The sequence below is a fragment of the Enterococcus xiangfangensis genome (assembly GCF_005405365.1).
GTDB classification, from domain to species: domain Bacteria; phylum Bacillota; class Bacilli; order Lactobacillales; family Enterococcaceae; genus Enterococcus_A; species Enterococcus_A xiangfangensis.
The window spans coordinates 311,058-333,758 of record NZ_BJDX01000002.1; the positions used below are offsets into that span (position 1 = coordinate 311,058).

Genomic DNA, 22,701 nt, shown 5'->3' on the forward strand with positions numbered 1-22,701 from the left:
TAAATTTTTTTCTATTCTCAAATTTTTGGGGGAAATAGAACTTTTTAGTCTATTTCCTGAAAAAATAATATGAAATATCCAAAAAAAGAACCTTTCTCAATGACCGCTTATTTCGATTGTGTTATAATTGACTACGTGAAGAATGCAATGAGAGAAAGAATGGAGAGATGTTAAATGTCAAATAAAGTTTTAACCCGACGCGAGCTGCGTCAACAAAAACGACAGAAGGCCGCTAACTATCGCTACCTAAAGAAAGGGTCGGCTGTAGTAGGAACTGCATTAGTGACTGTCTCAGTGACGGCGCCTTTGCTGAACACCCATGAAGTAGAAGCTGTTGAAGGAAAAACGACTGCCACCACATCCAATGTTAATAAAGAAGCGTTTATCAAGGAAGTTTCAAATATAATCAAACCATTAGCTGAAAAACATGATCTTTACGCTTCGATTTTGATCGCGCAAGCTGGTCTTGAAAGTGACTGGGGACAAAACAGTTACGCACAAGCTCCTTATTATAATTTATTCGGTTTAGAAGGCCAATATCAAGGCAAGTCTGCGATGCTAGACAAAAAGGATCCAGAAACGAACCAAACGGCGAAAAAAGAATTGAAACAATATGGTTCTTATAAAGAAGCGATTCAAGATTATATTGAGATTTTAAAAACAACTTCCGGCGATGGTAATGAGAATTACTTTAGCGGGACTTGGCGGAGCAATGCTGCAGACTATCAAGCAGCCGCAACAGTGTTAGCTACTCGCTTTAATAATGATCAAACATATGCCCAAAAATTAGTTTCTGCGATCCAAGAATATGATTTGACTAACTATGATGCAACGGCACCTGTAACACCACCAGTAGCCCAAGCTGCTGTACCTGAACAACAGGCAGAATACACGGTTCAATCTGGTGACACGGTCAATTCTATCACGGATCAATTCGGGATTGAAATCAAAGATTTTACTGAATGGAATAACATCAATGACAATAATATTTACGCTGGACAAACAGTAATCGTCGGCAGTGAATCCGTCAGCGAGGCAGCATCCGTTGTCGCAACAACACCTGTTGAAGCTACACCAGTCGATAATTCGGTGTCAGCTGTAGCGACTACACCAATTGACAACACAGGATCAACTGGAGTTTCTGCACCAGCTGCACCAATAACAGCAGCGACACCAGTTGCAACTCCAGAAGCAGTACAGCCGGAGACAACACCTGTTCAACAAGAAACAGTACAGCAAGAAACCGCACCAACGACACCGGTAGAAACACCAGAACAACCGGTTCAATCAGAAACACCAGCAGAAACACCAGAACAACCAGTTCAATCAGAAACGCCAGCGACACCTGAACAACAACCTGTTGAAGCGCAGCCAGATCAAACTGATCAAGCAGGATCTGAACAAGCGACCGAAGCTTCACGAGGACAACAAGTTGTTAATGAAGCAGAAAAATATATCGGTACACCATATGTTTGGGGTGGAAAAGATACAAGTGGATTTGACTGCTCAGGTCTTACGCAATATGTATACAAACAAGTAACTGGACAAGATATCGGCAGTTGGACAGTCGCCCAAGAATCCTCAGGGACTCAAATTTCGGTTAGTGAAGCACAACAAGGCGATTTGTTATTCTGGGGAGATCAAGGTTCAACTTACCACGTGGCGATCTCAGCTGGTGGTGATCAGTACATTCACGCGCCTCAACCAGGTGAAAACGTAAAATATGGTTCAACTCAATACTATACACCAGACTTCGGTGTCCGTGTATATTAAACCAACCTAAATAGACTTGTCCAAGAAGATAGCTGCAAATCTTCTTGGATTTTTTTTATGGATAGACGGGACTATCAGTAAAAATAGCTAGGACGGTTCAATAGATTATTTAATTTCCTAGTGATAGCAGTCTTAATAAAAATTTTAGCAGCAGAATTGTGTTAAGGCAGTATACTGTATACGATACATAAACTGGTGAAGTGAAGAGACTTTCTTCAAAAGAGGGATGTTGATGAAATTAAATAAAAAAGAACTAACAATCAGAAAAGAACTAACTGCATTAGCAGAAACCGTGCCTCAAGTATTGACTGAGCGGATTGAACAATATCCCGAAAATAAACGTCGGCCGGTAAATAAGACTATTTTCAAAAATGATTATTTTCAATTGACGTATAATACGAAAAAAGCTTCGTTGGCGATCGCATCAAAAGGTGATTTAGTTTATTCTGCGATTCCGTATGATACTGCTAGAAACTATATCCAACGAGCCGCGATCCAATATCTGCTTCATCCGGAAGACATTCGCCGATATATCGAACTACACCAGACAACGTTGGAAAAATATTTGATGTTGAGCATTTTCCAAGTGACAGGCAACCGAGTCGATGAGAATTCGTTTGAAGTGAAGCAAGCGTACCAAGCTGTTTTACAAAATCCATTATTGGAAATCCAAATTGCCGGTCGCTTAATGCAGCATGATGAGACAGGACCGTTGTCGGCAAATCTTGCGGGGAAATTTCTGTTTAGTGAGAATAAAAAAACTGGGATTGCCGGCTATATTTCTGAATACTTAAATTTTGCTGTGTCACTTGCCAACTCATTGCCGCTAATGATTGATGGCAATGATGTAAAATTGTTAGATACACAGGTTCCTCTGTCGATCGACAATAGTTTGTCAATTCATTCAGACATCGAACCTGCACTGACTCGCTTGCCGGAAGAAGTGCAATCAGGAATCAAAAATGCCTTAGTTGTTGCGGATGAGGCAGTGGTAGTCAATACAGAACCGCTTTTGCGTTCAAAGCACGGCGAGGAGCTGTCAAGAGTACGAGAAAACTACGTAGCGCATAGTGTTCCTCCAGACGAGGCAGAAAAATATTTCAAGAATGTCCATTCTACTGAAAACCGCCATCTAGTCAATGTCGTCTCAGACATTCACGCAAAGGATGGAAAATTACCATTTACAAATCGCCATTTTAATATTTTAGCGGGAGATATTTCAGACTCTCATGTCAAAGATGCCGAAGTTGCGGGGCTGTACGTTATCGGCGGTCATGAATTAGTCGATGTATTGCCGGAAACATTGGATCGATCAGCTAAACCATGGGATCAATGGCAGCCATTTTTCAACTATGAGTGGTTTGAAAAATGGCTGAAAGATCCAGACGATGCTTGGTATCTATTACCTACAGGAGATCATCCTTTTTACGAAGTAGTCAAAAAAGAACTCGAGGAACGTTTTCCCCAAATGGCGGTATTGAATAACAATAGTCTGCTTCATGAGAATATCCGTTATATTGGGCTGACGATCCCAGTGGCATTAGTCAGACGAAAAAAAGCGCAGCAACGCTTTATTTTAGAATCGTTGGAAAGATTATTAGGTGAAGATACAACGACACCAACAGTTATTGTCTCACATGCACCGTTGTTTAATGAATTGAGTTTGTTACCGGAAACGAGCGAGGCGTACAATCAAGAATACATTTGTGAAGAGCCAGAGATTGAAAAATTATTTGAACGATACAATATTATCGGCGTAATCCATGGTCATCATCATATTCCTGCGTCGTCAAGACGGTTTAAGAAAGTTCAATTTGCTGGGAAGAAATTATTTGTCGTTTGTTCGATCTATTCAAAAGTAAATACGGGTTTTGAATTGATGAGTTTGCTAACGGGGATCAATCAAATGCAGAGCTGAAAAAGAGGCTGTTAACGTTAGGTTATTTTTCATCAGTGAGCACCAATGAACAAAAAACTAGGGATGTGACAAGATTTTTGTCACATCCCTGTTTTATTATTAGGCTAATACAGCAGCGATCATATCTGGTAATTCTTTTTTCATGACACGTTTAGTAGCTAATGCGTCAGTATAAGTGATCGTTTGATCTGCAGCGATCGTTGCTAAAAGTTGACGATCTTTTTTAGGCGGATTGTAGAAGACTTCGATTGCTTTGTCAGCATCCGACCATTCAGCAGAATAATTTGCTTTTGATTTTAAGGCTTGATTCAATGTTTCCGCTTGTTCAGACGTCACACCTGTGTTCAGTGGTTCTTTAGCAACATCAGCTAAGATGTCTTGTGCTAGTTCTGTTGCTTTCTCAGTTTCTGCAGCAACGGGTGCCGTTTTGAAACTGTCTGCCCACAAATTATAGATACTATTCGTTAATTGATTCAACGTATCTGTTTGTGGCTTTTGAATATGTGCATCGATCAATTCTTTGAATGAGTGATCTTGCTCTGTACTTTGGATATGACGAGTTTTGCCATCTGGTGTTTTTTCCTCAAGATGGATGCGATGAGTCTCCGCTTTGTCAAAATAAATTTTTACATCGCTGTGGATATGGTTCGCAAGAGTTTCTTCCACTTGAGCAAAAGTTTTGTTGATTTGTTTGTTACGGTTCTTGATTGATTTTTTGATACTTTTCAAATTCACGAGTATAATTCAGTCGCTTTCTTTTAAGAGTTGTTCTAATCCGTTTGTATTATAGCATACTTCGTTAAAAGTGCAGTAATAATACAAAAAAAGGCGGAGATTTCTCCCCGCCAGTAAAATTTTTAACGCAAGTCATCCAGAAATTCGGTTTTTCCGGGATCAATCTCGTCACGCATCTTGATAATTTTAGCAGGAGTACCAGCAACAACCGCTCCAGCAGGGACATCTTTTGTTACGACTGCGCCTGCAGCGACGACGGCATCTTTTCCAACATGGACGCCCTCTAAAATAACAGCATTGGCTCCGACTAAAACATTATCTTCCACAATGACCGGTGAGGCACTGGGTGGTTCTAAAACTCCAGCTAACACGGCACCAGCTCCAATATGGGCATGTTTTCCAACAGTCGCACGGGCACCTAAAATGGCTCCCATATCGATCATGGAACTTTCGCCAATCGAAGCTCCGATATTGATGATCGCCCCCATCATAATGACCGCTTTTTCACCAATTGCAACTCGCTCGCGAATCAATGCGCCCGGTTCGATCCGTGCGTTGACAGTTGAGATGTCTAACATCGGAATCGCCGAGTTTCTACGATCATTTTCAAGATGGACGTTGCTGATTTTTGCATGTTGTTCGTCCAAGACTTCTTGGACTGCCTGGTTTTCACCAATCAAGATCCAAGTCGTACCTTGACCGAAAAATTGAACCTTTTCTTTGGCAATACCGGTCAGGTCTCCTTGAACATAGGCTTTAACCGGCGTTGTTTTCTCGGCGTTTTTGATATATTTTGCAATTTCATAAGGATCAGTTAAAGTCATTGATATTCCCCAATCTCGTACTAAAGTAGTTATAGTTATTTAGCCAAACACAATTAACTTTCGTCAATCAATTTTTCCATGTCATATAGGCCAGTCTTTTTATTACTGATGTATTTCGCGGCTTTGACGGCTCCACTGGCAAAAATGTTACGTGATAAGGCCAAATGATTTAGCTCGATCACTTCATCCGGTCCAGCGTAAATGACCGTGTGTTCGCCAGGAATAGTCCCCCCGCGAACAGCATGAATCCCTAACTCTGATAGTGGATTTTCTAAATCGTTGCCATGTCGGCCATAAATATAAGTTTTCTTTTCTTCAACGGCTTCATTTACTGCATCTGCTAATAAAAGAGCTGTTCCGCTAGGGGAATCTTTTTTCTGGTTGTGATGTTTTTCAACGATTTCAATATTAAATTCTTCTTCTAAAACAGGGGTGATCGATCGGATCGCTTTAGCCAATAAATTGATTCCTAAAGACATGTTTGCTGAAAAGAAGACAGCGGTTTGTTCAGCGGCCTTAACTAGCTGTGCTTTAACTTCGTCAGTCAATCCTGTCGTAGCTACAACAACGGGGATCTTTTTTTCGACACAATAATCTAAAATAGCAGGGACAGCAGAATAATGGGAAAAGTCAATGACCACGTCAGCCGCGACTTGACAATCTGCGATGGCCTGATAAGTAGGAAAGTCTGCTTCAAAAACTTCTCGATCAATTCCGGCAACAACTTGCATTTCTGCCTGTTGAGCGATCATTGTTTGCAACACTTGTCCCATCCGTCCGTTGGCACCGCTCAAGATGATCTTGATCATTTGGCGACCTCCAAACCATAAGCAGTCATTTCATTTTTCAAACGTTCAACTGTTTCGGCCTTCGCAGCAGTAAGGGGGAGACGGAAGTTTGGTTCAATCTTGCCTAATAAACTAACTGCAGTTTTAACCGGGATCGGATTTACTTCGCTAAAAATTGTGTGAATCAGCGGCAATTGAGCCAATTGGATTTTTTGTGCCAACTGTAAATCGCCGTCTAGTAAGGCGTGAGTCAGTTCATGAGTTTGATGTGGGGCGATGTTGGCGATCGTTGAGATCGATCCGCTTCCGCCAAGTGCCATGATTGGCAGTACTTGATCATCATTTCCAGAATAAATCGCAAAATCATCTGGTGTGATTCGGGCGATCTCAGCAATTTGAGAAATGTCGCCGCTTGCTTCTTTGATTGCCACAATATTAGGAATTTCACTTAAACGTGTGACCATTTGCGGAGTGATATTCATATTAGTACGTGAAGCAACAGAGTATAAAATGATTGGCAGTTTCACGCTCTGAGCAATTTTTTGGTAGTGTAAAAAGAGACCGTCATCTGACGTTTTATTGTAGTAAGGAGTTACGATTAATAAGGCATCGGCACCAACTTTTTCGGCTCCAGTCGATAATTCGATGGCGTGTCGAGTATCGTTTACACCAGTTCCCGCAATTACTGGAATTCGTCCGTTTACCTTTTTGACGACAGCCTCGATTACTGCAATATGTTCATCATTAGCTAAAGTAGAGGCTTCGCCAGTCGTTCCGCACGCAATAATTGCATCGGTTCCTTCAGCAATCTGCCATTCAACAAGTTCGCCTAACTGCTTGTAATCTACGACACCATCGGCTTTCATGGGGGTGACTAAAGCGACACCAGATCCTTCAAATATTTTCAAGGGAGACAACTCCTTCATTATTTTTTCAAAGCCTTTATGAAAAGGTCTTTAATAGTGAAATTATAGCTCAATTATGAGTGGATGCCAACGTAAATCTCATGAAAATTTTAATCAATCGATTTTAAAAAGAATAGTGGAATAAATTCAACAGCAGCGGCTCGTAAAAATTTCAAGTGGTTTAATAAGCGATGATTTAAAATATTAAGAAAACAAATTAATGACCAAATAAGCAATTTATACTATAATATGAGAAACTAACAATGGTTTTTTAATCTAAAAAGCATTATTTTAAGAATGTTTACGGAAACGAGTGAGACAATGATCGACACAGAGGTCAAAGAATTAGAAGAATTAGTAACTACGATGCGCCGCGAGCTGCATCAAATTCCTGAATTGGGATTAAAAGAGGAACAGACAGCAGCGTACATTCGAAAGAAATTAGCATCCTTTGGAATTACCGAGACACATGAAGTTCTCGGAACTGGGACGATTGCAGTCTTACGAGGAACAAAACCAGGAAAGACTCTGGCTTTTCGCTCAGATATCGATGCGTTACCGGTTAAAGAGCAGACTGGATATGCGTTTGCTTCAAAAAATCCAGGAAAAATGCATGCATGTGGTCATGATGGACATATGGCAACATTGCTGGGGTTTATCGCCTATTTATATAAACATCCTGAAAAAATTCAAGGAACGCTTGTTTTTGTTTTCCAACCGGCTGAAGAAGGCCCCGGTGGTGCAGAAATGATCATGAAAACAGGAATTTTACAGAAACTGGGAGTAGAAGAAATCGTCGGCTTGCATGTCTTTCCTGATTTACCAGCTGGGAAAATCGCTTGTCGGCCTGGAGCAATGATGGCACGTAATGCAGAAGTGACAATCACGATCAAAGGTGTCAGCACCCACGGAGCACAGCCACAATTAGGTGAGGACGCGATTGTCGCTGCCGGCGGAGTGATTACCGGATTAAATAGTATTTTAGCAAGAAACATCGGCCCGTTGGATAATGTTGTGTTGACATTTGGTACGATCCATGGTGGAGAAGCGATGAATATCGTTGCTAAAGAAGTTGTTTTACATGGAACGATGCGTGCATTTGATGATGCCGTTTATGATGAAGTGGTTCGCCGTATCGAATTGTTAGCGGGAGAGATCGCAAAAGGCTACGGCTGTGAAGCAGAAGTAGTTTTCAATCATATGTATCGTGTAGTAGATAATGATCCTAAAATGGTGAAGATATTGGAGAAAGTTGCGGCTGATTACTATGTAGAAACATTGCCTTACTTAATCGCGGAAGATTTTTCAATGTATCAACAAGAAATTCCGGGAATGTTCTTCTTTTTAGGAATTCGAGACGAAGCAAAGGGCTATACTTATCCGCTGCATAGCAGCCAGCTGAAATTTGATGAAGTGAATCTGTTGTTAGGCGTTCAGACTTATGTAAATTTGATTGCTGGGCTGAATGAAAATTAATTGAGGGGGCTTATGATGGATTTTGAAACGAAAAATGGGCATTTAATGTGGGACGGCTGTGATACAGTCGCATTAGCTGAAAAATTCGGCACACCGTTATATGTCTTTTCACAAACAAAAATCGAAGAAAAATGTCAAGAACTGCAACGAGATTTTGTCGAAAAATATGAAAATGTCCGAGTTGCATTTGCCAGCAAAGCTTTTTCAACGTTAGCGATGCTTAAAATCATCCAAACACAAGGCTTTTCACTGGATGTCGTTTCAGACGGAGAGCTGTACACAGCGATCAAAGGCGCATTTCCAGCCGAACACATTGAAATGAACGGCAATAATAAGTCGATTCAAGAATTGGAAATGGCGATAGATTACGGTGTGGGACGCATCATCGTCGACAGTTTGCAAGAAGTTGACTTGATTGCGGAAATTGCGAAGGAAAAGCAAAAAATAGTAGATATTTTATTTCGAATTACACCAGAGGTCAATGTCCAGACACATTCATTTATTTCAACTGGACAAAAAGATTCAAAATTTGGTATCCCAATTGATGAGACCATTTTATTTCCGCAAATCCAACATGCGATCGAAACACCGGAAGTAAACTTCTTAGGCTTTCATTTTCATGTAGGCAGTCAGCTGTTTGATAACCAGGCACATCTAGCAGCAGTCGATATCGCTTTGGACTTAGTTAAAATGGTAAAAAATCGTTTTGACTATTCAATCAAAGAATTAAATTTTGGCGGTGGTTTTGGAGTCCGTTATACAGATACGGATCAACCTAAACCGTTTAGTTATTTCACAGATCCGATGATGGAAAAAGTGTTGGCTTTTTGTGAGGAAGAGCATTTTGCCCAACCAGCAGTCGTAATCGAGCCAGGGCGCAGTATCGTTGCAGAGGCCGGTATCAGTCTACACAAAATTGGTGCAATCAAAGAGCTTCCAGGGCTACGAAAATATGTTAGCATCGATGGTGGAATGACGGATAATATTCGTCCGGGACTTTATGACGCAAAGTATACCGGGGTATTAGCAAACAAAGCAGGGCATGCAGCGGAAGAAAAAGTGACCATTTCTGGTAAAGCATGTGAAAGTACAGATATCCTAGTCAAAGATATCGAATTGCCAATGGTTGAAACAGGGGATCTATTTGCAACATTTTCAACGGGAGCGTATGGTTATTCCATGGCCAGCAACTATAATAAATTGGCGATTCCAGCAGTTGTATTGACAAAAGCCGGGCAAGCAGAAATCATTGTAAAAAGACAAACATTGGATCAAATCATTCAAAATGAGGTCGTTCCTGATTTTCTAAAATCGAAATAAGCTGAAATGAGGTTATCAGATGAGCATACCATTTTATAAAATACAAGGTGCTGGAAATGATTTCATCTTGATCGACAATCAAAAAATAGGTTTTTCTAGTGACCAATTAACAACATTTGCAGCGCGCGTCTGTGCACGCCGCCTCTCAGTTGGCGCGGATACATTGATCGCCATTGAGTCTGCGCGTGGTAGCGGCGATTTTTATGCACGTTTTTTCAATGCGGATGGTTCTGAAGCCGAAATGTGCGGGAATGGAGCCCGATGTGTTGCTCGCTGGGCATATGAGACTGGCATCGCAAAAGAAAAAATGATCATTGAAACGATTGCTGGCGATGTACCGGCAGAACGTTTAGATACTCGAACATACCGGGTGAAATTAAACTCACCGACTGTTTTTGAAGCAGCTAAACTTATTCAAGTCGACGGCAAAGAAGTACTAGTAGATTATGTCGAATTAGGTGATCCAGGAATTCCGCATTTAGTTGTTCACATCCCGGATCTTGCGATGACAGAATTAGAAGCGATTTTTGATTTTGCTAGAAAATTGCGAAACCATACGGCTTTTGAAAAAGGAGCAAACGTAAACTTTTACGATATTTTGCCAGATCAAACTGTTGTGGAACGGACGTATGAGCGCGGTGTTGAAGATTTTACTTTAGCTTGCGGAACTGGAACGGGGTCGACGGCTTATGCATTGACCAAAAAAGGCTTGATTAAAACTGATCCAGTAGTAATCGAGGTTTTAGGTGGCCAGCTTCAAGTAAATGTTGTTAATGATGATCTTTACTTGATCGGTGATACAAACTTAGTAAGCAATGGCACGATTTTAGATGAAGATTTAAATTAAAAAAGATGACCAAAATTTTGGTCATCTTTTTTAATTTACTAGCTAGTCAATCAAGATTATTTTTTGTTTATTGTACTCTTTGCGGATTTTATCTGGGATCTGTTCTGAAATCAGATACGTCAAATCGTCCACAGGACCCACGATATGATTGCTAATGGTGCCAAATTTATCATTGGTGATCATTCCTAAAACTTCTGTCGAGATACGGACCATTTCCCGTTTTATTTCTGATTCTTGTGTAGTCGGTACACTTGTTCCAGCATCTAAATCTAAGTTATAGATTCCCATGATATAGAGATCTGCACGAATATTTTGCAATTGCTTGTGCGTTTGTACGCCAATATTGATCATTGATTGTTTGTAAAATACGCCACCAATATTAATGATCTCAAGGTTAGGATGCTGGGCTAATTCAATCGCTATCGGCGGACTGTTTGTAATGATCGTCGCACGAAAATCTTTCGGGATCTCTTTAGCTAAAGCCAGATTGGTTGTACTACCATCGATAATAATTACAGAATCTTCTCTTAAAAAAGGCAAGGCTTTATGAGCCAGCTTTTTTTTTCGATCACTGGCTACGGTTTCTCGATAATTAAAATCAGTAATTGGCGGGCCGACACGTAAAGCCCCGCTATGAACTCTTTTTAAGAGACCTTGACCATCCAACTCTTTCAAATCTCTTCGAATCGTATCTTCTGAAACGTTAAAACGTTGACTCAAATCACTTGCGATAACTTTTTGTTCAATGTTTAGTAGATCTACAATTTTTTGATGCCGCTCCTCTTTTAACATACTGCATACTCCTTCTTATTTCTTCATGTTTATCATGCCATGTATGCGTTTTTGTGTCAATTTCAATCTGCTTAAAACTGTATTTCGCGCACAAACATGCATAAAATGATAAAAACATATCTTGTTTATGTTGACTTGTGCTTGTTAAGCGATTACAATGAACTCGTAAACGAATGAAGGAGGTAGCTTATGAAAAACAAAATTATTTTATCACCATCGATTATGTGCGGAGATCTGGTGAATTTAGAGAGAAGTATCACAGAATTAACAAATATCGGAATGGACACGTTGCATATCGATGTAATCGATGGTTCATTCAGTCCCAGCATGCCTTTAGGAATCGATACCATTAAAAGAATGCGCGAGATCACTTCAATGAATTTTGATATACACATCATGTCAAATGACAACGAATTCTTTATCGGTGAGATGTTGAAGATCGGAGTTGAAGGAATTACTTTCCATCATGAAACAAGTCTACATGTAGATCGCTACATTCAATTGATCAAAAATGCAGGAACAAAGGTTGGTATGGCATTGAATCCGGCAACTCCATTAAATGTGTTAGATTATATCTTGCCAGAAATTGATCGGGTATGCTTGATGTTGATCAATCCAGGGTTTGCAACAAATAAAAATGAGAAACAAATTCCGTATGCCTTGAAAAAAGTTGCTGATTTGCGTCAGTTGATCGATAAACAAGAATTGGCAGTAGATATTCAAGTAGATGGCCGGGTATCATTAGCGACGATTCCAGGTTTATTAGATGCCGGTGCGACAAATCTAGTATTAGGAAGTACAGGATTATTTATTGCTGGAAATACGTTAGCAGAAAATCGTCAATTATTAGCTGAAGCAATCGGAAAAGCGGCCTCAATGAAATAAGTTGAAAAATAAGTTAGAACGACAAAAATTGGAGGGAAAGTCATGAGTTATCAAATAGTCGAACAAAAAATTATAAAAGAAATTGCGGCAACTTTAGACAGCATTGACGTGCAAGAAGTTGAGCAATTAGTTGCAGAGATTGAAAAAGCAGAACGAGTTTTTTTTGTAGGTGTTGGTCGTGTGTTGCTTTCATTAGAAGGGATTGCTAAACGATTGGCACATTTAGGCATTCAGACAGTTGTAGTGGGGCAGATTACAGAACCTGCAATTACAGAAAATGATTTACTGATCGTCGGATCTGGCAGCGGGGAAAGTTCTTTTCCACTAGCAATTGCGAGAAAAGCTAAAAGTTTTAAAGCAAAAGTGGCCCATATTGGATCAAATGCCAACAGTTCGATGAAGGAATATACTGATCTTTTTATCCGTATTCCCGTGCAGACCAAATTAGCTTTACCTGGTGAGATCCCTTCAGTTCAGCCAATGACTAGTTTATTTGAACAGTGTTTACTTTTATTAGGGGATACGATTGCTTTGATGATGATCGAAGAAAAATCAATCGATATGCCTAGCTTGTGGCAATATCATGCAAATTTGGAGTAGGTGAAGAAAATGAAAGCGGTACATTTTGGTGCAGGAAATATTGGACGCGGATTTATTGGACAAATTTTACATCAGAATGGGTTTGAAATCTGTTTTGTTGATACTAATGCAGATTTGATCCAACAGTTGAATCAAGATGGCGGTTATTCGATCGAGATCATCGATGAAGCCGCAACAACAGACTTTGTCGATCAAGTCACAGCACTTAACAGTTTGTCTGAGACAGAAAAAGTGCTTAAAACGATTGAAACAGCTGATATTTTAACGACATCTGTTGGTGCAAATAATTTAGTGAAAATTGCGCCGATTCTTGCAAAAGGTTTAAAAAAACGTTTTGATCAAAAGCGCAGTATTAATATTTTAGCCAATGAAAATATTATCAATGCAAGCGACAATTTAAAAGCGACCGTTTATGCATTACTTTCGGCAGAAGAAGCAGCCATTTTTGAACAGTTTGCTTATTTTGTGAATACAGCTATTGATCGTCAGTCTTTAGGCAAACGTGTTGATGGCAAGGCAGTTGCAGTCGTTGAACCCTATTATGAATGGGTGATTAATCGGCGGCAACTAGATCCTGCGACATCATTTGATCTGACCCATGTAGTTTTGATCGATGAAATGCAGCCTTATATCGAACGAAAACTTTATATCGTCAATGCAGCACATGCGGCAGTAGCTTATTTAGGCGCGTTGCAAGGATACGAAACGATCCAAACAGCCATTCAAAATGAAGAAATTTTAAAGTTGGTCAATCAATTCTTAGCAGAAAACTTAGAATATTTCGTGCAAGAGTATCATTTTTCGCGGAAGGATCTAACAGCTTTTATTGAAAAGACATTAAGACGCCACGGCAACCAAAAACTTTCAGATGCGATTGTTCGGGTCGGCGGTTCGCCAATTAGAAAATTAGGCCCCAACGATCGTCTAGTTGCGCCAGTAGTAAAGCTAAGCGCACGAGGATTGCCTCATCAAGCGGGCATGGAAGTTATTGCGGCTGGGTATCACTATCGGAATGTAGGAGATCCTGAAGCGGAGAAATTGAAGAAGCTGATTGCAGAAGAGGGCTTAGAAGCAACGATCAAACAAATTTCAAAATTAACTGGAGAGCTGCTTGAAGGAGTTATTGCTGCGTATGAGTCACAGATATAGGAGGCCCACATGTTAAAAGAACAATTAAAAGGAAATACAATGTTTGCTGCCAAAGTTGATTCTTGGCAAGCGGCGATTCGTAAAGGGGCACAACCTTTGCTAGAAAAAAACATCATCGAAGAAGCATATGTTGAGGCAATGATCCAAAATGTTTTAGATAATGGCAATTACATTATTTTATTGCCGCAAGTCGCGATGCCTCATGCACGTCCAGAATACGGCAGTAAAGGCGTTGGCATAACCTTTTTACATCTGGCTGAACCCGTCATGTTTCCAGGCGAAGAACCAGTCAAAGTTTTATTTACTTTGTCCTCAGATTCGCCTGACGGACATTTGGAATTGATTGGAAGTCTAGGTGAATTGTTAAGTGATGAAGAATTGTATCAAAAGTTAATTGACGTTACGACAGAAGAAGCATTGTTTGATTTAATCAATGAGTAAAGGAGAGAAGGAAATGGATGGAACGAATGCAGAAAAAAAAGTATCCACACGTGCGAGAGTGCAAGCATTTGGTGGATTTTTAACTAACATGGTATTGCCCAACATCGGTGCATTTATTGCTTGGGGGATCGTGACTGCTTTATTTATCCCAACTGGCTGGTTTCCTAACAAAGCGTTAGGCGAATTGGTTTCACCGACAGTTAGCTATTTACTACCATTATTACTAGCCTATACGGGTGGACGTATGATCGGTGGTCAACGTGGCGCAGTTTTAGGCGCACTTGCAACCATCGGATTGATTATTGGTGCAGATATTCCCATGTTTATGGGCGCCATGATCATGGGGCCATTAGGCGGCTGGATCATGAAAAAGACAGATGAGTTTTTAGATGGAAAAATTCCTGCCGGTTTTGAGATGGTTGTTAATAATTTCTCGATCGGGATTATCGGATTTATCTTAATGTGTTTGTCTTATTTAGTTGTTGGTCCAACGATCCAATCAGCCAACCAATTTGTAACAAACGCGATTGAAGCGTTAGTATCCACTGGTTTCTTACCATTATTATCTTTGATCAATGAACCAGCAAAAGTTTTATTCTTGAATAATGTTATCGATCAAGGTGTCTATTATCCATTAGGAATGCAGCAAACATTAGAAGCCGGAAAATCGATTTACTTCATGGTAGCATCGAATCCTGGACCTGGTTTAGGTTTATTATTAGCGTATTCTTTCTTTGGAAAAAAAGTAGCCAAACGAACAGCGCCAGGCGCGATCATTATCCACTTCTTTGGTGGGATCCACGAAATGTATTTTCCATATGTCTTGATGAAACCGATTACTATTTTATCAATGATCGCAGGTGGAATGGCTGGGACATTGACCTTCCAATTGCTTGATGTAGGATTAGTAGCTGGACCAAGTCCAGGTTCGATTTTCTCTTACTTAGCGTTGACACCTCGCGGCAATTTCTTTGGAATGATCGCCGGGGTCGTGATCGCAACGGCCGTTTCTTTCTTAGTCACAGCGGTAATTTTAAAGGCAGATAAATCGGATGATGATGACAGCTTTGAAGAGTCTGTCCAAAAATCAAAATCGATGAAATCTGAAGGAAAAGAACTGTTAAATGGCGAGTCTGCTAAAACAGTCGATGCACTCGTTGCTGGATTGAGCAAAGTATCATTTGCTTGTGACGCAGGGATGGGCAGCAGCGCGATGGGCGCTACGACATTTAGAAAGAAACTTCAAAAAGCTGGGATCACTGATATTGAGGTCAAAAATTATCGAATTGAAGATGTGCCGGAAGATAGTGATATGGTAGTCGTTCACCAAGATCTGGAGGAACGGACCCACAATGCACACCCTAAAATGAAGATAGTGACTTTGAAAAATTATTTGCAAGATCCAGCAATCGATAAATTAGTCGATGAAATTGTTGAAGCAAGGAACAAAGAATAGATTGGACACCGGTGAAGTTTTTTGCCGGTGTTTTTTTATATCATTAAGCTGTGAATAAAATTTTTATGAAAAGTACTAGAATGAAGGAATCCTGATTGTCGGAAAAGCTAGTCGCATCGCTTCTTCATTGACGCAGAAATTTATTGGACTTATCATGAAGAGAGTACAATTATCTAGGAGGCTGACATGAAAAAATTTAAAAAAATGGTAGCAATCGAACCTACCAAATTATTGCCTGAATGGGATGAAAAATTGCGATCATTGGCGGAAGAGACGATTTTTTATGAGGATGTTCCGACAGATGCAACAACTATAAGTGAGCGGATCGGTGATGCGGATTGCGTACTATTAAGTTTTACGAGTTTCATCGATCAGGAAGTATTAGATGCTTGTCCTAATATTCGTTACATCGGGATTTGTGCGAGCTTGTATTCCCCTGAAAATGCCAATGTCGATATTCTCTATGCAGAGAAAAAAGGAATCGTGGTGACGGGTGTCCGCGATTATGGCGACGAAGGTGTGAAAGAATATGCCGTTAGCGAATTGGTTCGCTTGCTGCAAGGGCGCGGGGATGCGATGTGGAAGGCTGAACCAATGGAATTGACTGGAGTCAAAATTGGAATCGTTGGCATGGGTACTGTTGGCAGCTTGTTGGCACGGACAATGAACTTTTTTGGAATGAACGTCAATTACTACAGTCGAACTCGAAAACCTGATATAGAAAAAGAATTGGGGATGGATTATCTTCCGTTAAATGAATTGCTGCAAAAGGTCGATATCTTAATCACTTGTCTGAATAAAAATGTTGTTTTATTAGATAATGCGGCCTTTGAACTTTTCGGGAATGGGAAAATTTTGATGAATGTTTCGATTGCTCCATCGCATGAAATTGCGGCATTGAAAACTTGGTTGAATCAACCTGGAAACTTTGCTTTTAGCGATACTGAAGCAGGACTGGGAGAAGAAGTGATTGATTTGCCGAATGTTTTTGCTGGGAAAACAAATGCTGGCTTGACCTCGATGGCTAAGGTCCGTCTGGCACAAAAAGTAATCGCCAATATTGAAAATTTTCAAATGAATCATTGATTATTACTGAACGAACAAGGGGGTGTGACCAGAGTTTTGTCACACCCCCTTATTGCGAATAAATCGTGTTCCAGTTTCTTCGGAACTAAGCCAAAATTACTTGAAGCGGTTCGCTGCAGTTACAACTTTTTTGTGCGAGCTTCAATAAAATTACCGATAATAAAAATCAAAATCCCTAGCCAAATAAACGCAAAGGCAATAAATTGCGGCAGAGCATAGGGCTCATGAAACAGGAAGATTGCCATAATCAACATGATTGTAGGATTAATATATTGCAAGAAACCGATCGTGATGTAGGATAATTTTTTTACAGCCGTTGAAAAGAGCAACAATGGAATCGCTGTGACGATTCCAGTACCCACGAGCAGTAAATTCGTATTAAACGGATAGTGCATGAAACCAGTTGGTGAGATAAAAAACAAATAAATCAGACCTAAAGGTGCCATGATCAATGTTTCCAAGGTAATACTTGTAGCAGCACTCAGCTGCAGCTGCTTTTTAGTTAATCCGTATAAACAAAAACTGGCAGCTAGAAAAAGCGAATTGAAAGGAAAAACACCTGTCTGAATGGTTAATAAGACGACACCGGCAAAAGCGGAAAGGCTCGCGAGTTTCGCTTGTTTTGACAGAGGTTCTTTTAGATAAAGCGAACCTGCAAGGACATTCAATAAAGGGTTGATGTAATAACCTAAGCTCGCTTGCTGGACTTGCCCAATCGATACAGTATAGATATAGATTCCCCAATTGAGTGAAATGAAAATTGCGGCGGCAAGGATCGCCAGTGTATTTCGGCGGCTTTTCAACAGCTCCTTGCTTTCTTGAATAAAAGTAGGAAACTTTCGAAACAAGGTCAAATAGATCGTCATAAAAAGCAGCGACCAAATAATTCGATAAAATAAAATATCAATAGATCCGACGTTTCCTAGTAATTTCCAATAAAGCGGTAGAAATCCCCAAAAGATATAGGCGCCGAACCCATAGAGCAATCCAGAATCTTTTTTCATTAGAACCTCCTTTAATGCTAGTATCCATTAGTTTAACATAGAAAACTAAGTATTTTTTCATAAAAATATCTTCCTGAAAACGAAGTAGCGAACGAAATCTATAAAATAAATCCTTTCTACCAGTGATAGAAAGGATCTATTTTTGTTCTAATTAGCAGTAGGTTTAAAAGCTAATTTGTATTCGGTGATTGTTTCAAAGGGTTCGTTAGCAGCAAGTCTGATTGAACCGAAATCAGTATACTGTTCAGCTCCAGGCGCAGTTTGTGTTTCAAAAGTGATTCCGCCATGATTGGCTAACTGTTTGCCGTGCATCTCAGGAGCGTCAGTTCCAAAGTTTGCAGTAAAAATAACGATACTGGACAGATCGGTTGCGACAGTGAGCTCAGTTGTGCCATCAGGGCTGAGCAATTTAGCAGCCGGTATAGCTAAATCGTTTTCATCCAAGAAAAAGGGATGATCGATGCCGTCGAATTGCTTTTTCTGATCAAAGTCGCTGGCAAAAACTTCAGCTATTTTTTTTCCTTTTTGAAAATCAAAAGCCGTTCCTACCGTACTTGCTTTTTCACCTGTGGGAATACTATCTTGGCGAAGTGGAGCAAAGGCAGTACTGTTCAGCCAAAGTTTGTGTTCAGCAATCGATTGCGTGACGTCGCCGGTCAAATTAAAATAGACATGATTGGTCGGATTGAATAAAGTTGGTTGATCGCTGATTCCAGTTGTGGTTACGCGCCAGATATTTTCTTGAGTGAGGGTATGACGCACTTCAACGGTTAAATTGCCGGGAAATCCGTGCTCACCATCAGGACTGATCGTCGTAAAAATAACAGAGGCTTCATCATCACTATTTTCAATCGTGTATGTCCATTTTTTCGTTTCAAATCCAGGTAGACCACCATGCAAGGAGTGTCCATTTCCTGGATCGGTCGTCGCTTGATGAACTTTACCATCTAATACAAACCGCCCATTTTCGATCCGACCAGCTGTCCGACCAATCGAAGCTCCGATAAAAACATCTTTTTCCAAGTATTCTGTAGCAGAGTCAAACCCTAAAACCAATTCTTTGTCGCGACCAAGGCTGACGATCCGAGCGCCTAAATCGGTGACAGATAAATGAACGCCAGCATCATTTGTAAGGGTGATCAGCTGGTAACCGTTGCCAAAATCTTTTTCTATAATTTGCATATAAAAACCTCTCTTTTTGTGTGTTGAACAGCTATCATGTTTTATTAATTTTAGCGATTTGTAACGTAAGTGACAAGCTCTAAAAAAATTTTTTAAGATAATGAATGGATAACCGACACGTTGACCGCAAGAATTTCGACCCTATTCTTAAACGCTGACTCCTTAATTGGATGCCAGCGTTTTTTCAAATTGGATATAGTTTGATAATTCTTTTTGGTATTCTTGCCAATTCGCATTGCCTGTATTTAAGTAGTCAGCCAATAGATAGCCGATGTACGGACCAGTTGTCAAACCGGACGAACCAAGTCCGCTGGCAACTAGCAAGTGATCATTCAACTGACCAAAAAAGGGTGCAAAATCAGAGGTATACGCCCGCGTACCAACGCGATAGTGAAAAGGCTGTTCTAATAATTTTTCTGGTTCAGCCAAAAATTTCCGAGTGCTATTGGCCAATTGTTTAAAAGCCTCTGGAGTTTCTTTCAAATTCCAGCCTGCTTCATTTTCATGAGTCGCACCTAGTAATATTTTTCCGGCTGAAAATGGAATCAAATCAGCTTCACCATCTAACATAGCAACTGGAAAGTCTCCACTGTTTTTGAAAGCCGTTTGAAAAACCAAAAGTTGGCCTTTTTGTGGACGCAAATCGACTTGATAATTCAAGGGTGCTAATAATTTTTTCAAATGTGGACCTACCGTTAAAATAATTTGATCGAAGACTTCTCGTTTTTCTCCATAAATAACGGTAGTAGTATCTGCTAGCTGAGCTCGCTGTGAAATAAAGTCGACGCCTTTTTTTTCAGCCAATTTATGCATTTGGATTAAATAAGCTTTGCCATCTAAACGACCGCCGCCACTAACTTTGAGCGCAGGGTGTGGTCTTAACAACGGCAATTCTTGTTGCGTCTGTTCCGCCGAAAGCTGTTTGATCGTACCAATCTCTGGCGCATTTTTTTTACGTTCTTCAGCCAAAGCTAAAAGTTCAGCCAATTGTTTTTCTGGACGTAAAAGCAAAGTGCCCGACTGGCGATAGATCGTGTCATCTAATTGAAAGTCTTGGATCAGTTTTGGGAAAAATCCGGTGCCATCTTTGGCTAGTCGATACCATTGTTTGTTGCGTCGTTTCGATAACCAAGGGGAGATGATCCCGGCACTAGCACTGGTAGCCTGACCGGTGGGATCGTCAAATAAAGTTACGTGATATTTTTTTTGATCTATATAATTTGCGAGCGTCATACCAATGATGCCGCCGCCGATAATCGCGATTTTTTTCATGCTCTTCACTTCTTTCTGTTATCGATTTTGACATAGTGCGTTACTTTTTTCAATAAAATTAGCATATTTTACTTTACCTGTCGTAGTAATTATCGTACAATCATTACAACGACAGATGGAGTAATTTGAGGAGGTGGCAAAATGATTTCAAGCGATGGGATTCGTGGGTACAATGATGTGATCATTTTGTCCGTATTGAAAGATGGTGATTCGTACGGTTATGCCGTTTCCCAAAAAATACGAGAGATAAGTGAAGAAATTTATGTTATTAAGGAAACGACCCTTTACTCAGCTTTCAACCGTTTGGAAAAAAATGGCTATATTCATTCTTATCCAGGAGAGATTACCCATGGAAAAAAGCGGACGTACTATCAGATAACAGCCAAAGGTCTGACTTTTTTAGTAGAGAAACGAGCCGAATGGAAACAAACTAAAAAAGTTGTGAACCGATTTATGAAAGAAGGGTAAAAAATGGATACGATTAAAAATTATGTAGAGACATTGTTTCTGGAATTTCCAAATACTGAGGAAGTCCAACGAGCTAAACAAGAAATTTTAACGATTATGGAAGACCACTATTTGGCATTATTAGATGAAGGAAAAAGCGAGCATGAAGCGATTGGACAAGCCATCAGTGAATTTGGTTCAATTGATGAATTACGTGAAGAATTAGGTATTTCATTTCAAAAAGAAAAAAACGGAATTGATGAAGATGAGATGTATCAATATTTGATAGCACAAAAGCAAGGAGCGAAGGGACTCAGCTTGGGAATCAGCGGGTGTTTATTAGCTGTTGGGATCTTGACTAGCCTAGGGATCGGAGGCATTGCGATCATGGCTCTCTTACTGTTTTTCATTGTCCTAGCGATCAGTATCGGGGCTATTATTTATAACGGCATGCAATTTTCTAAAAATAATGAGCTGTTAAATGATCGCTTTATTCCTGTTGATTTAAACAAAGAAGCGCAAAGATTGAAACAAGGGTATCAAAAAAGTTTTCAAGTCAGCCTAGTTATCGGTATTTGTCTATGTATCTTAAGCGTATCACCCATTTTATTTTTTAAAATGTTCACGTATGCGAGGTATGGAGTACCAGTTATGTTTTTATTTTTAGCGGTGGGTGTCTTTCTAATTATCTACGGCGGAATCAATTACAGTATTTTCGATAAATTTATTAAAGAAAAATATTTTATCGCAGATGAAGATATCTTAGGACCGAATGCGCTGCAGGAAAAATATGGGGATGCGGCTCAGGCTAGATATTTACTTGGAAGAATTTATTGGCCGATCGTGGTGATGATCTACTTAGGCTGGTCTTTTTTAACGAATTTATGGGGTTCTAGTTGGCTGATCCTTGTCATGGCGGGTCTGCTTTATAGTATTTTACAAGCAGTTATCACAAAAAAATAGCATAGAACTATCAAAAAGAAGCTTGCTCCAATTTTAGTGGATCAAGCTTCTTTTTTCGTTAAGTCAATGCCTAAATAATGATACGTTCGCAGTTTTTTATTTTCGTTTACTTGCGTAACTTGAAAGTAAAAAATGTGTTCCTGATGATCAATAGTCATCGATCCAGGAATCCTGAATCGATCGATCTTTCTTTTGTTCATAAGATAGAGCAGTTCGTCCTGCAATGCAAAAAAAGGAACATCCGTCAGGACATAGTCAGTAAAATCTTTCGTCAATTTTTCTGCATTTTCAGTGTGATAATCAAATTCGGCCCCCTCAACATTCAGCGTCATGAAAAGTCACTCCATTTAGGATGCTTGACTAAATGGACATGGCGGATTGATCCATTGGGAATAGCTTGGATTTTCGTGTTAGCATCCGCCAAAAAAATAGTCGTGTCATCAAATCCAAGAACGACACCGATAATATCAGCGAACGCTTCGCCCTCAGAGTTCAATGCTGCTAATTGAATCTCAACTAAATTTTTGCTGAGGTAGGATGTACTAAGAATCTCGGCGATTTCGATCGTGGTCATTTGCGGTTTTCTTGGACGAGTTAAATTTCTTTTAGTTTTTTCTGTCTTCATTCGAGCCGTATGTTCACTTAAATAAAAGCCCATCCATTTTGCCATACCGCGATCATGATACTCCCGGATAAGCGGATCGGAATGATAAGACATGAATGATTCTCCCATGACACACCTCCACTAATTAGCTTGAAAAGAAAACTCTTGTCAAAAGCCCAACAATTTTTATCTAAATGATTGCGTACGACAGCTTCCAAACTAGAGGATTTTAAA

At 40.0% G+C, this 22,701-nt stretch carries 23 protein-coding genes; 13 read left to right on the forward strand and 10 right to left on the reverse strand.

Annotation, left to right across the window (positions count from 1 at the left end; translation table 11 throughout):
• Nucleotides 1-174: 174 nt before the first annotated feature.
• Nucleotides 175-1,773 carry a C40 family peptidase gene (locus tag FFM68_RS03635; protein ID WP_137618073.1) on the forward strand — a complete coding sequence of 533 codons (1,599 nt, stop codon included), beginning with the start codon at nucleotides 175-177 and terminating at the stop codon, nucleotides 1,771-1,773.
• Between the two features lie 232 nt (nucleotides 1,774-2,005).
• Entirely contained in the window at nucleotides 2,006-3,691 is a 1,686-nt protein-coding gene (locus FFM68_RS03640) for a metallophosphoesterase family protein (protein WP_371852001.1), read from the forward strand.
• 99 nt (nucleotides 3,692-3,790) lie between these two features.
• Here FFM68_RS03640 and FFM68_RS03645 read toward each other — a convergent pair whose 3' ends face one another.
• From FFM68_RS03645 to dapA, 4 genes are all read right to left on the reverse strand, one after another.
• On the reverse strand, nucleotides 3,791-4,426 hold the full coding sequence (locus FFM68_RS03645; protein ID WP_137618075.1) for a hypothetical protein: 636 nt from the start codon (nucleotides 4,424-4,426) through the stop codon (nucleotides 3,791-3,793).
• A 122-nt stretch (nucleotides 4,427-4,548) separates the two neighbouring features.
• Nucleotides 4,549-5,250: a 2,3,4,5-tetrahydropyridine-2,6-dicarboxylate N-acetyltransferase gene (gene dapD, locus FFM68_RS03650; protein WP_137618076.1), complete on the reverse strand. Its 702-nt coding sequence runs from the start codon at nucleotides 5,248-5,250 to the stop codon at nucleotides 4,549-4,551.
• Between the two features lie 53 nt (nucleotides 5,251-5,303).
• Entirely contained in the window at nucleotides 5,304-6,059 is a 756-nt protein-coding gene (dapB, locus tag FFM68_RS03655; RefSeq protein ID WP_137618077.1) for a 4-hydroxy-tetrahydrodipicolinate reductase, read from the reverse strand.
• On the reverse strand, nucleotides 6,056-6,946 hold the full coding sequence (dapA, locus tag FFM68_RS03660; protein ID WP_137618078.1) for a 4-hydroxy-tetrahydrodipicolinate synthase: 891 nt from the start codon (nucleotides 6,944-6,946) through the stop codon (nucleotides 6,056-6,058). The genes dapB and dapA overlap by 4 nt, the downstream gene beginning before the upstream one ends.
• Nucleotides 6,947-7,264: 318 nt before the next feature.
• Here dapA and FFM68_RS03665 point away from each other — a divergent pair, with 318 nt between their 5' ends.
• Genes FFM68_RS03665 through dapF form a run of 3 tightly spaced genes read left to right on the forward strand, consistent with a single transcriptional unit; the run spans nucleotide 7,265 to nucleotide 10,586 of the window.
• On the forward strand, nucleotides 7,265-8,419 hold the full coding sequence (locus FFM68_RS03665; RefSeq protein WP_137618149.1) for a M20 metallopeptidase family protein: 1,155 nt from the start codon (nucleotides 7,265-7,267) through the stop codon (nucleotides 8,417-8,419).
• A gap of 15 nt (nucleotides 8,420-8,434) precedes the next feature.
• On the forward strand, nucleotides 8,435-9,739 hold the full coding sequence (gene lysA, locus FFM68_RS03670) for a diaminopimelate decarboxylase (protein ID WP_137618150.1): 1,305 nt from the start codon (nucleotides 8,435-8,437) through the stop codon (nucleotides 9,737-9,739).
• A gap of 19 nt (nucleotides 9,740-9,758) precedes the next feature.
• The gene (gene dapF / locus FFM68_RS03675; RefSeq protein WP_137618079.1) at nucleotides 9,759-10,586 is read left to right on the forward strand and encodes a diaminopimelate epimerase; all 828 of its coding nucleotides are present in this window, start codon (nucleotides 9,759-9,761) and stop codon (nucleotides 10,584-10,586) included.
• Nucleotides 10,587-10,628: 42 nt separating this feature from the next.
• Here dapF and FFM68_RS03680 read toward each other — a convergent pair whose 3' ends face one another.
• On the reverse strand, nucleotides 10,629-11,378 hold the full coding sequence (locus tag FFM68_RS03680) for a DeoR/GlpR family DNA-binding transcription regulator (protein ID WP_137618080.1): 750 nt from the start codon (nucleotides 11,376-11,378) through the stop codon (nucleotides 10,629-10,631).
• Between the two features lie 189 nt (nucleotides 11,379-11,567).
• On the opposite strand from FFM68_RS03680, the gene FFM68_RS03685 reads away from it, so the two are divergent.
• The 6 genes from FFM68_RS03685 to FFM68_RS03710 all read left to right on the forward strand — a co-directional run bounded on the left by FFM68_RS03685 (nucleotide 11,568) and on the right by FFM68_RS03710 (nucleotide 16,995).
• Nucleotides 11,568-12,263: a ribulose-phosphate 3-epimerase gene (locus FFM68_RS03685; protein WP_137618081.1), complete on the forward strand. Its 696-nt coding sequence runs from the start codon at nucleotides 11,568-11,570 to the stop codon at nucleotides 12,261-12,263.
• A 42-nt stretch (nucleotides 12,264-12,305) separates the two neighbouring features.
• A complete protein-coding gene (hxlB, locus tag FFM68_RS03690; protein ID WP_137618082.1) occupies nucleotides 12,306-12,863 on the forward strand; it encodes a 6-phospho-3-hexuloisomerase in 558 nt (185 codons plus the stop codon).
• A 9-nt stretch (nucleotides 12,864-12,872) separates the two neighbouring features.
• Nucleotides 12,873-14,012: a mannitol-1-phosphate 5-dehydrogenase gene (locus tag FFM68_RS03695; RefSeq protein ID WP_137618083.1), complete on the forward strand. Its 1,140-nt coding sequence runs from the start codon at nucleotides 12,873-12,875 to the stop codon at nucleotides 14,010-14,012.
• Between the two features lie 9 nt (nucleotides 14,013-14,021).
• Nucleotides 14,022-14,453: a PTS sugar transporter subunit IIA gene (locus FFM68_RS03700; protein ID WP_137618084.1), complete on the forward strand. Its 432-nt coding sequence runs from the start codon at nucleotides 14,022-14,024 to the stop codon at nucleotides 14,451-14,453.
• A 13-nt stretch (nucleotides 14,454-14,466) separates the two neighbouring features.
• The gene (locus FFM68_RS03705; protein WP_137618085.1) at nucleotides 14,467-15,909 is read left to right on the forward strand and encodes a PTS mannitol transporter subunit IIBC; all 1,443 of its coding nucleotides are present in this window, start codon (nucleotides 14,467-14,469) and stop codon (nucleotides 15,907-15,909) included.
• A 186-nt stretch (nucleotides 15,910-16,095) separates the two neighbouring features.
• Nucleotides 16,096-16,995 (forward strand): NAD(P)-dependent oxidoreductase, encoded by a 900-nt coding sequence (locus tag FFM68_RS03710; protein WP_137618086.1) that lies wholly within the window; start codon nucleotides 16,096-16,098, stop codon nucleotides 16,993-16,995.
• A gap of 119 nt (nucleotides 16,996-17,114) precedes the next feature.
• Here FFM68_RS03710 and rarD read toward each other — a convergent pair whose 3' ends face one another.
• From rarD to FFM68_RS03725, 3 genes are all read right to left on the reverse strand, one after another.
• On the reverse strand, nucleotides 17,115-17,999 hold the full coding sequence (gene rarD, locus FFM68_RS03715) for an EamA family transporter RarD (protein ID WP_137618087.1): 885 nt from the start codon (nucleotides 17,997-17,999) through the stop codon (nucleotides 17,115-17,117).
• Between the two features lie 147 nt (nucleotides 18,000-18,146).
• Entirely contained in the window at nucleotides 18,147-19,181 is a 1,035-nt protein-coding gene (locus tag FFM68_RS03720; protein ID WP_137618088.1) for an aldose epimerase family protein, read from the reverse strand.
• Nucleotides 19,182-19,343: 162 nt separating this feature from the next.
• The gene (locus FFM68_RS03725) at nucleotides 19,344-20,453 is read right to left on the reverse strand and encodes an NAD(P)/FAD-dependent oxidoreductase (RefSeq protein WP_137618089.1); all 1,110 of its coding nucleotides are present in this window, start codon (nucleotides 20,451-20,453) and stop codon (nucleotides 19,344-19,346) included.
• 141 nt (nucleotides 20,454-20,594) lie between these two features.
• Here FFM68_RS03725 and FFM68_RS03730 point away from each other — a divergent pair, with 141 nt between their 5' ends.
• Together FFM68_RS03730 and FFM68_RS03735 are read left to right on the forward strand one after the other, a co-directional pair.
• On the forward strand, nucleotides 20,595-20,921 hold the full coding sequence (locus tag FFM68_RS03730; RefSeq protein ID WP_137618090.1) for a PadR family transcriptional regulator: 327 nt from the start codon (nucleotides 20,595-20,597) through the stop codon (nucleotides 20,919-20,921).
• A gap of 3 nt (nucleotides 20,922-20,924) precedes the next feature.
• Nucleotides 20,925-21,863, forward strand: a complete 939-nt coding sequence (locus FFM68_RS03735; RefSeq protein WP_137618091.1) for a permease prefix domain 1-containing protein — start codon at nucleotides 20,925-20,927, stop codon at nucleotides 21,861-21,863.
• A 41-nt stretch (nucleotides 21,864-21,904) separates the two neighbouring features.
• On the opposite strand, the gene FFM68_RS03740 is transcribed toward FFM68_RS03735, so the two are convergent.
• Nucleotides 21,905-22,195 carry a DUF5960 family protein gene (locus FFM68_RS03740; protein WP_137618092.1) on the reverse strand — a complete coding sequence of 97 codons (291 nt, stop codon included), beginning with the start codon at nucleotides 22,193-22,195 and terminating at the stop codon, nucleotides 21,905-21,907.
• Complete coding sequence (locus tag FFM68_RS03745) at nucleotides 22,192-22,596, reverse strand: hypothetical protein (RefSeq protein WP_137618093.1); 405 nt, start codon at nucleotides 22,594-22,596, stop codon at nucleotides 22,192-22,194. The genes FFM68_RS03740 and FFM68_RS03745 overlap by 4 nt, the downstream gene beginning before the upstream one ends.
• Nucleotides 22,597-22,701: the final 105 nt, after the last annotated feature.

What these genes read in the sequence shown, in the direction of transcription:
- FFM68_RS03685 (WP_137618081.1), top strand. Translation starts at nt 11,568, where the DNA reads ATGAAAAACAAAATTATTTTATCACCATCGATTATGTGCGGAGATCTG.
- FFM68_RS03695 (WP_137618083.1), top strand. Translation starts at nt 12,873, where the DNA reads ATGAAAGCGGTACATTTTGGTGCAGGAAATATTGGACGCGGATTTATT.
- dapF (WP_137618079.1), top strand. Translation starts at nt 9,759, where the DNA reads ATGAGCATACCATTTTATAAAATACAAGGTGCTGGAAATGATTTCATC.
- FFM68_RS03700 (WP_137618084.1), top strand. Translation starts at nt 14,022, where the DNA reads ATGTTAAAAGAACAATTAAAAGGAAATACAATGTTTGCTGCCAAAGTT.
- FFM68_RS03740 (WP_137618092.1), bottom strand. Translation starts at nt 22,195, where the DNA reads ATGACGCTGAATGTTGAGGGGGCCGAATTTGATTATCACACTGAAAAT.
- FFM68_RS03640 (WP_371852001.1), top strand. Translation starts at nt 2,006, where the DNA reads ATGAAATTAAATAAAAAAGAACTAACAATCAGAAAAGAACTAACTGCA.
- dapD (WP_137618076.1), bottom strand. Translation starts at nt 5,250, where the DNA reads ATGACTTTAACTGATCCTTATGAAATTGCAAAATATATCAAAAACGCC.
- lysA (WP_137618150.1), top strand. Translation starts at nt 8,435, where the DNA reads ATGGATTTTGAAACGAAAAATGGGCATTTAATGTGGGACGGCTGTGAT.
- FFM68_RS03665 (WP_137618149.1), top strand. Translation starts at nt 7,265, where the DNA reads ATGATCGACACAGAGGTCAAAGAATTAGAAGAATTAGTAACTACGATG.
- FFM68_RS03735 (WP_137618091.1), top strand. Translation starts at nt 20,925, where the DNA reads ATGGATACGATTAAAAATTATGTAGAGACATTGTTTCTGGAATTTCCA.
- FFM68_RS03720 (WP_137618088.1), bottom strand. Translation starts at nt 19,181, where the DNA reads ATGCAAATTATAGAAAAAGATTTTGGCAACGGTTACCAGCTGATCACC.
- FFM68_RS03705 (WP_137618085.1), top strand. Translation starts at nt 14,467, where the DNA reads ATGGATGGAACGAATGCAGAAAAAAAAGTATCCACACGTGCGAGAGTG.
- hxlB (WP_137618082.1), top strand. Translation starts at nt 12,306, where the DNA reads ATGAGTTATCAAATAGTCGAACAAAAAATTATAAAAGAAATTGCGGCA.
- FFM68_RS03710 (WP_137618086.1), top strand. Translation starts at nt 16,096, where the DNA reads ATGAAAAAATTTAAAAAAATGGTAGCAATCGAACCTACCAAATTATTG.
- FFM68_RS03635 (WP_137618073.1), top strand. Translation starts at nt 175, where the DNA reads ATGTCAAATAAAGTTTTAACCCGACGCGAGCTGCGTCAACAAAAACGA.
- FFM68_RS03680 (WP_137618080.1), bottom strand. Translation starts at nt 11,378, where the DNA reads ATGTTAAAAGAGGAGCGGCATCAAAAAATTGTAGATCTACTAAACATT.
- rarD (WP_137618087.1), bottom strand. Translation starts at nt 17,999, where the DNA reads ATGAAAAAAGATTCTGGATTGCTCTATGGGTTCGGCGCCTATATCTTT.
- dapB (WP_137618077.1), bottom strand. Translation starts at nt 6,059, where the DNA reads ATGATCAAGATCATCTTGAGCGGTGCCAACGGACGGATGGGACAAGTG.
- FFM68_RS03725 (WP_137618089.1), bottom strand. Translation starts at nt 20,453, where the DNA reads ATGAAAAAAATCGCGATTATCGGCGGCGGCATCATTGGTATGACGCTC.
- FFM68_RS03730 (WP_137618090.1), top strand. Translation starts at nt 20,595, where the DNA reads ATGATTTCAAGCGATGGGATTCGTGGGTACAATGATGTGATCATTTTG.
- FFM68_RS03745 (WP_137618093.1), bottom strand. Translation starts at nt 22,596, where the DNA reads ATGGGAGAATCATTCATGTCTTATCATTCCGATCCGCTTATCCGGGAG.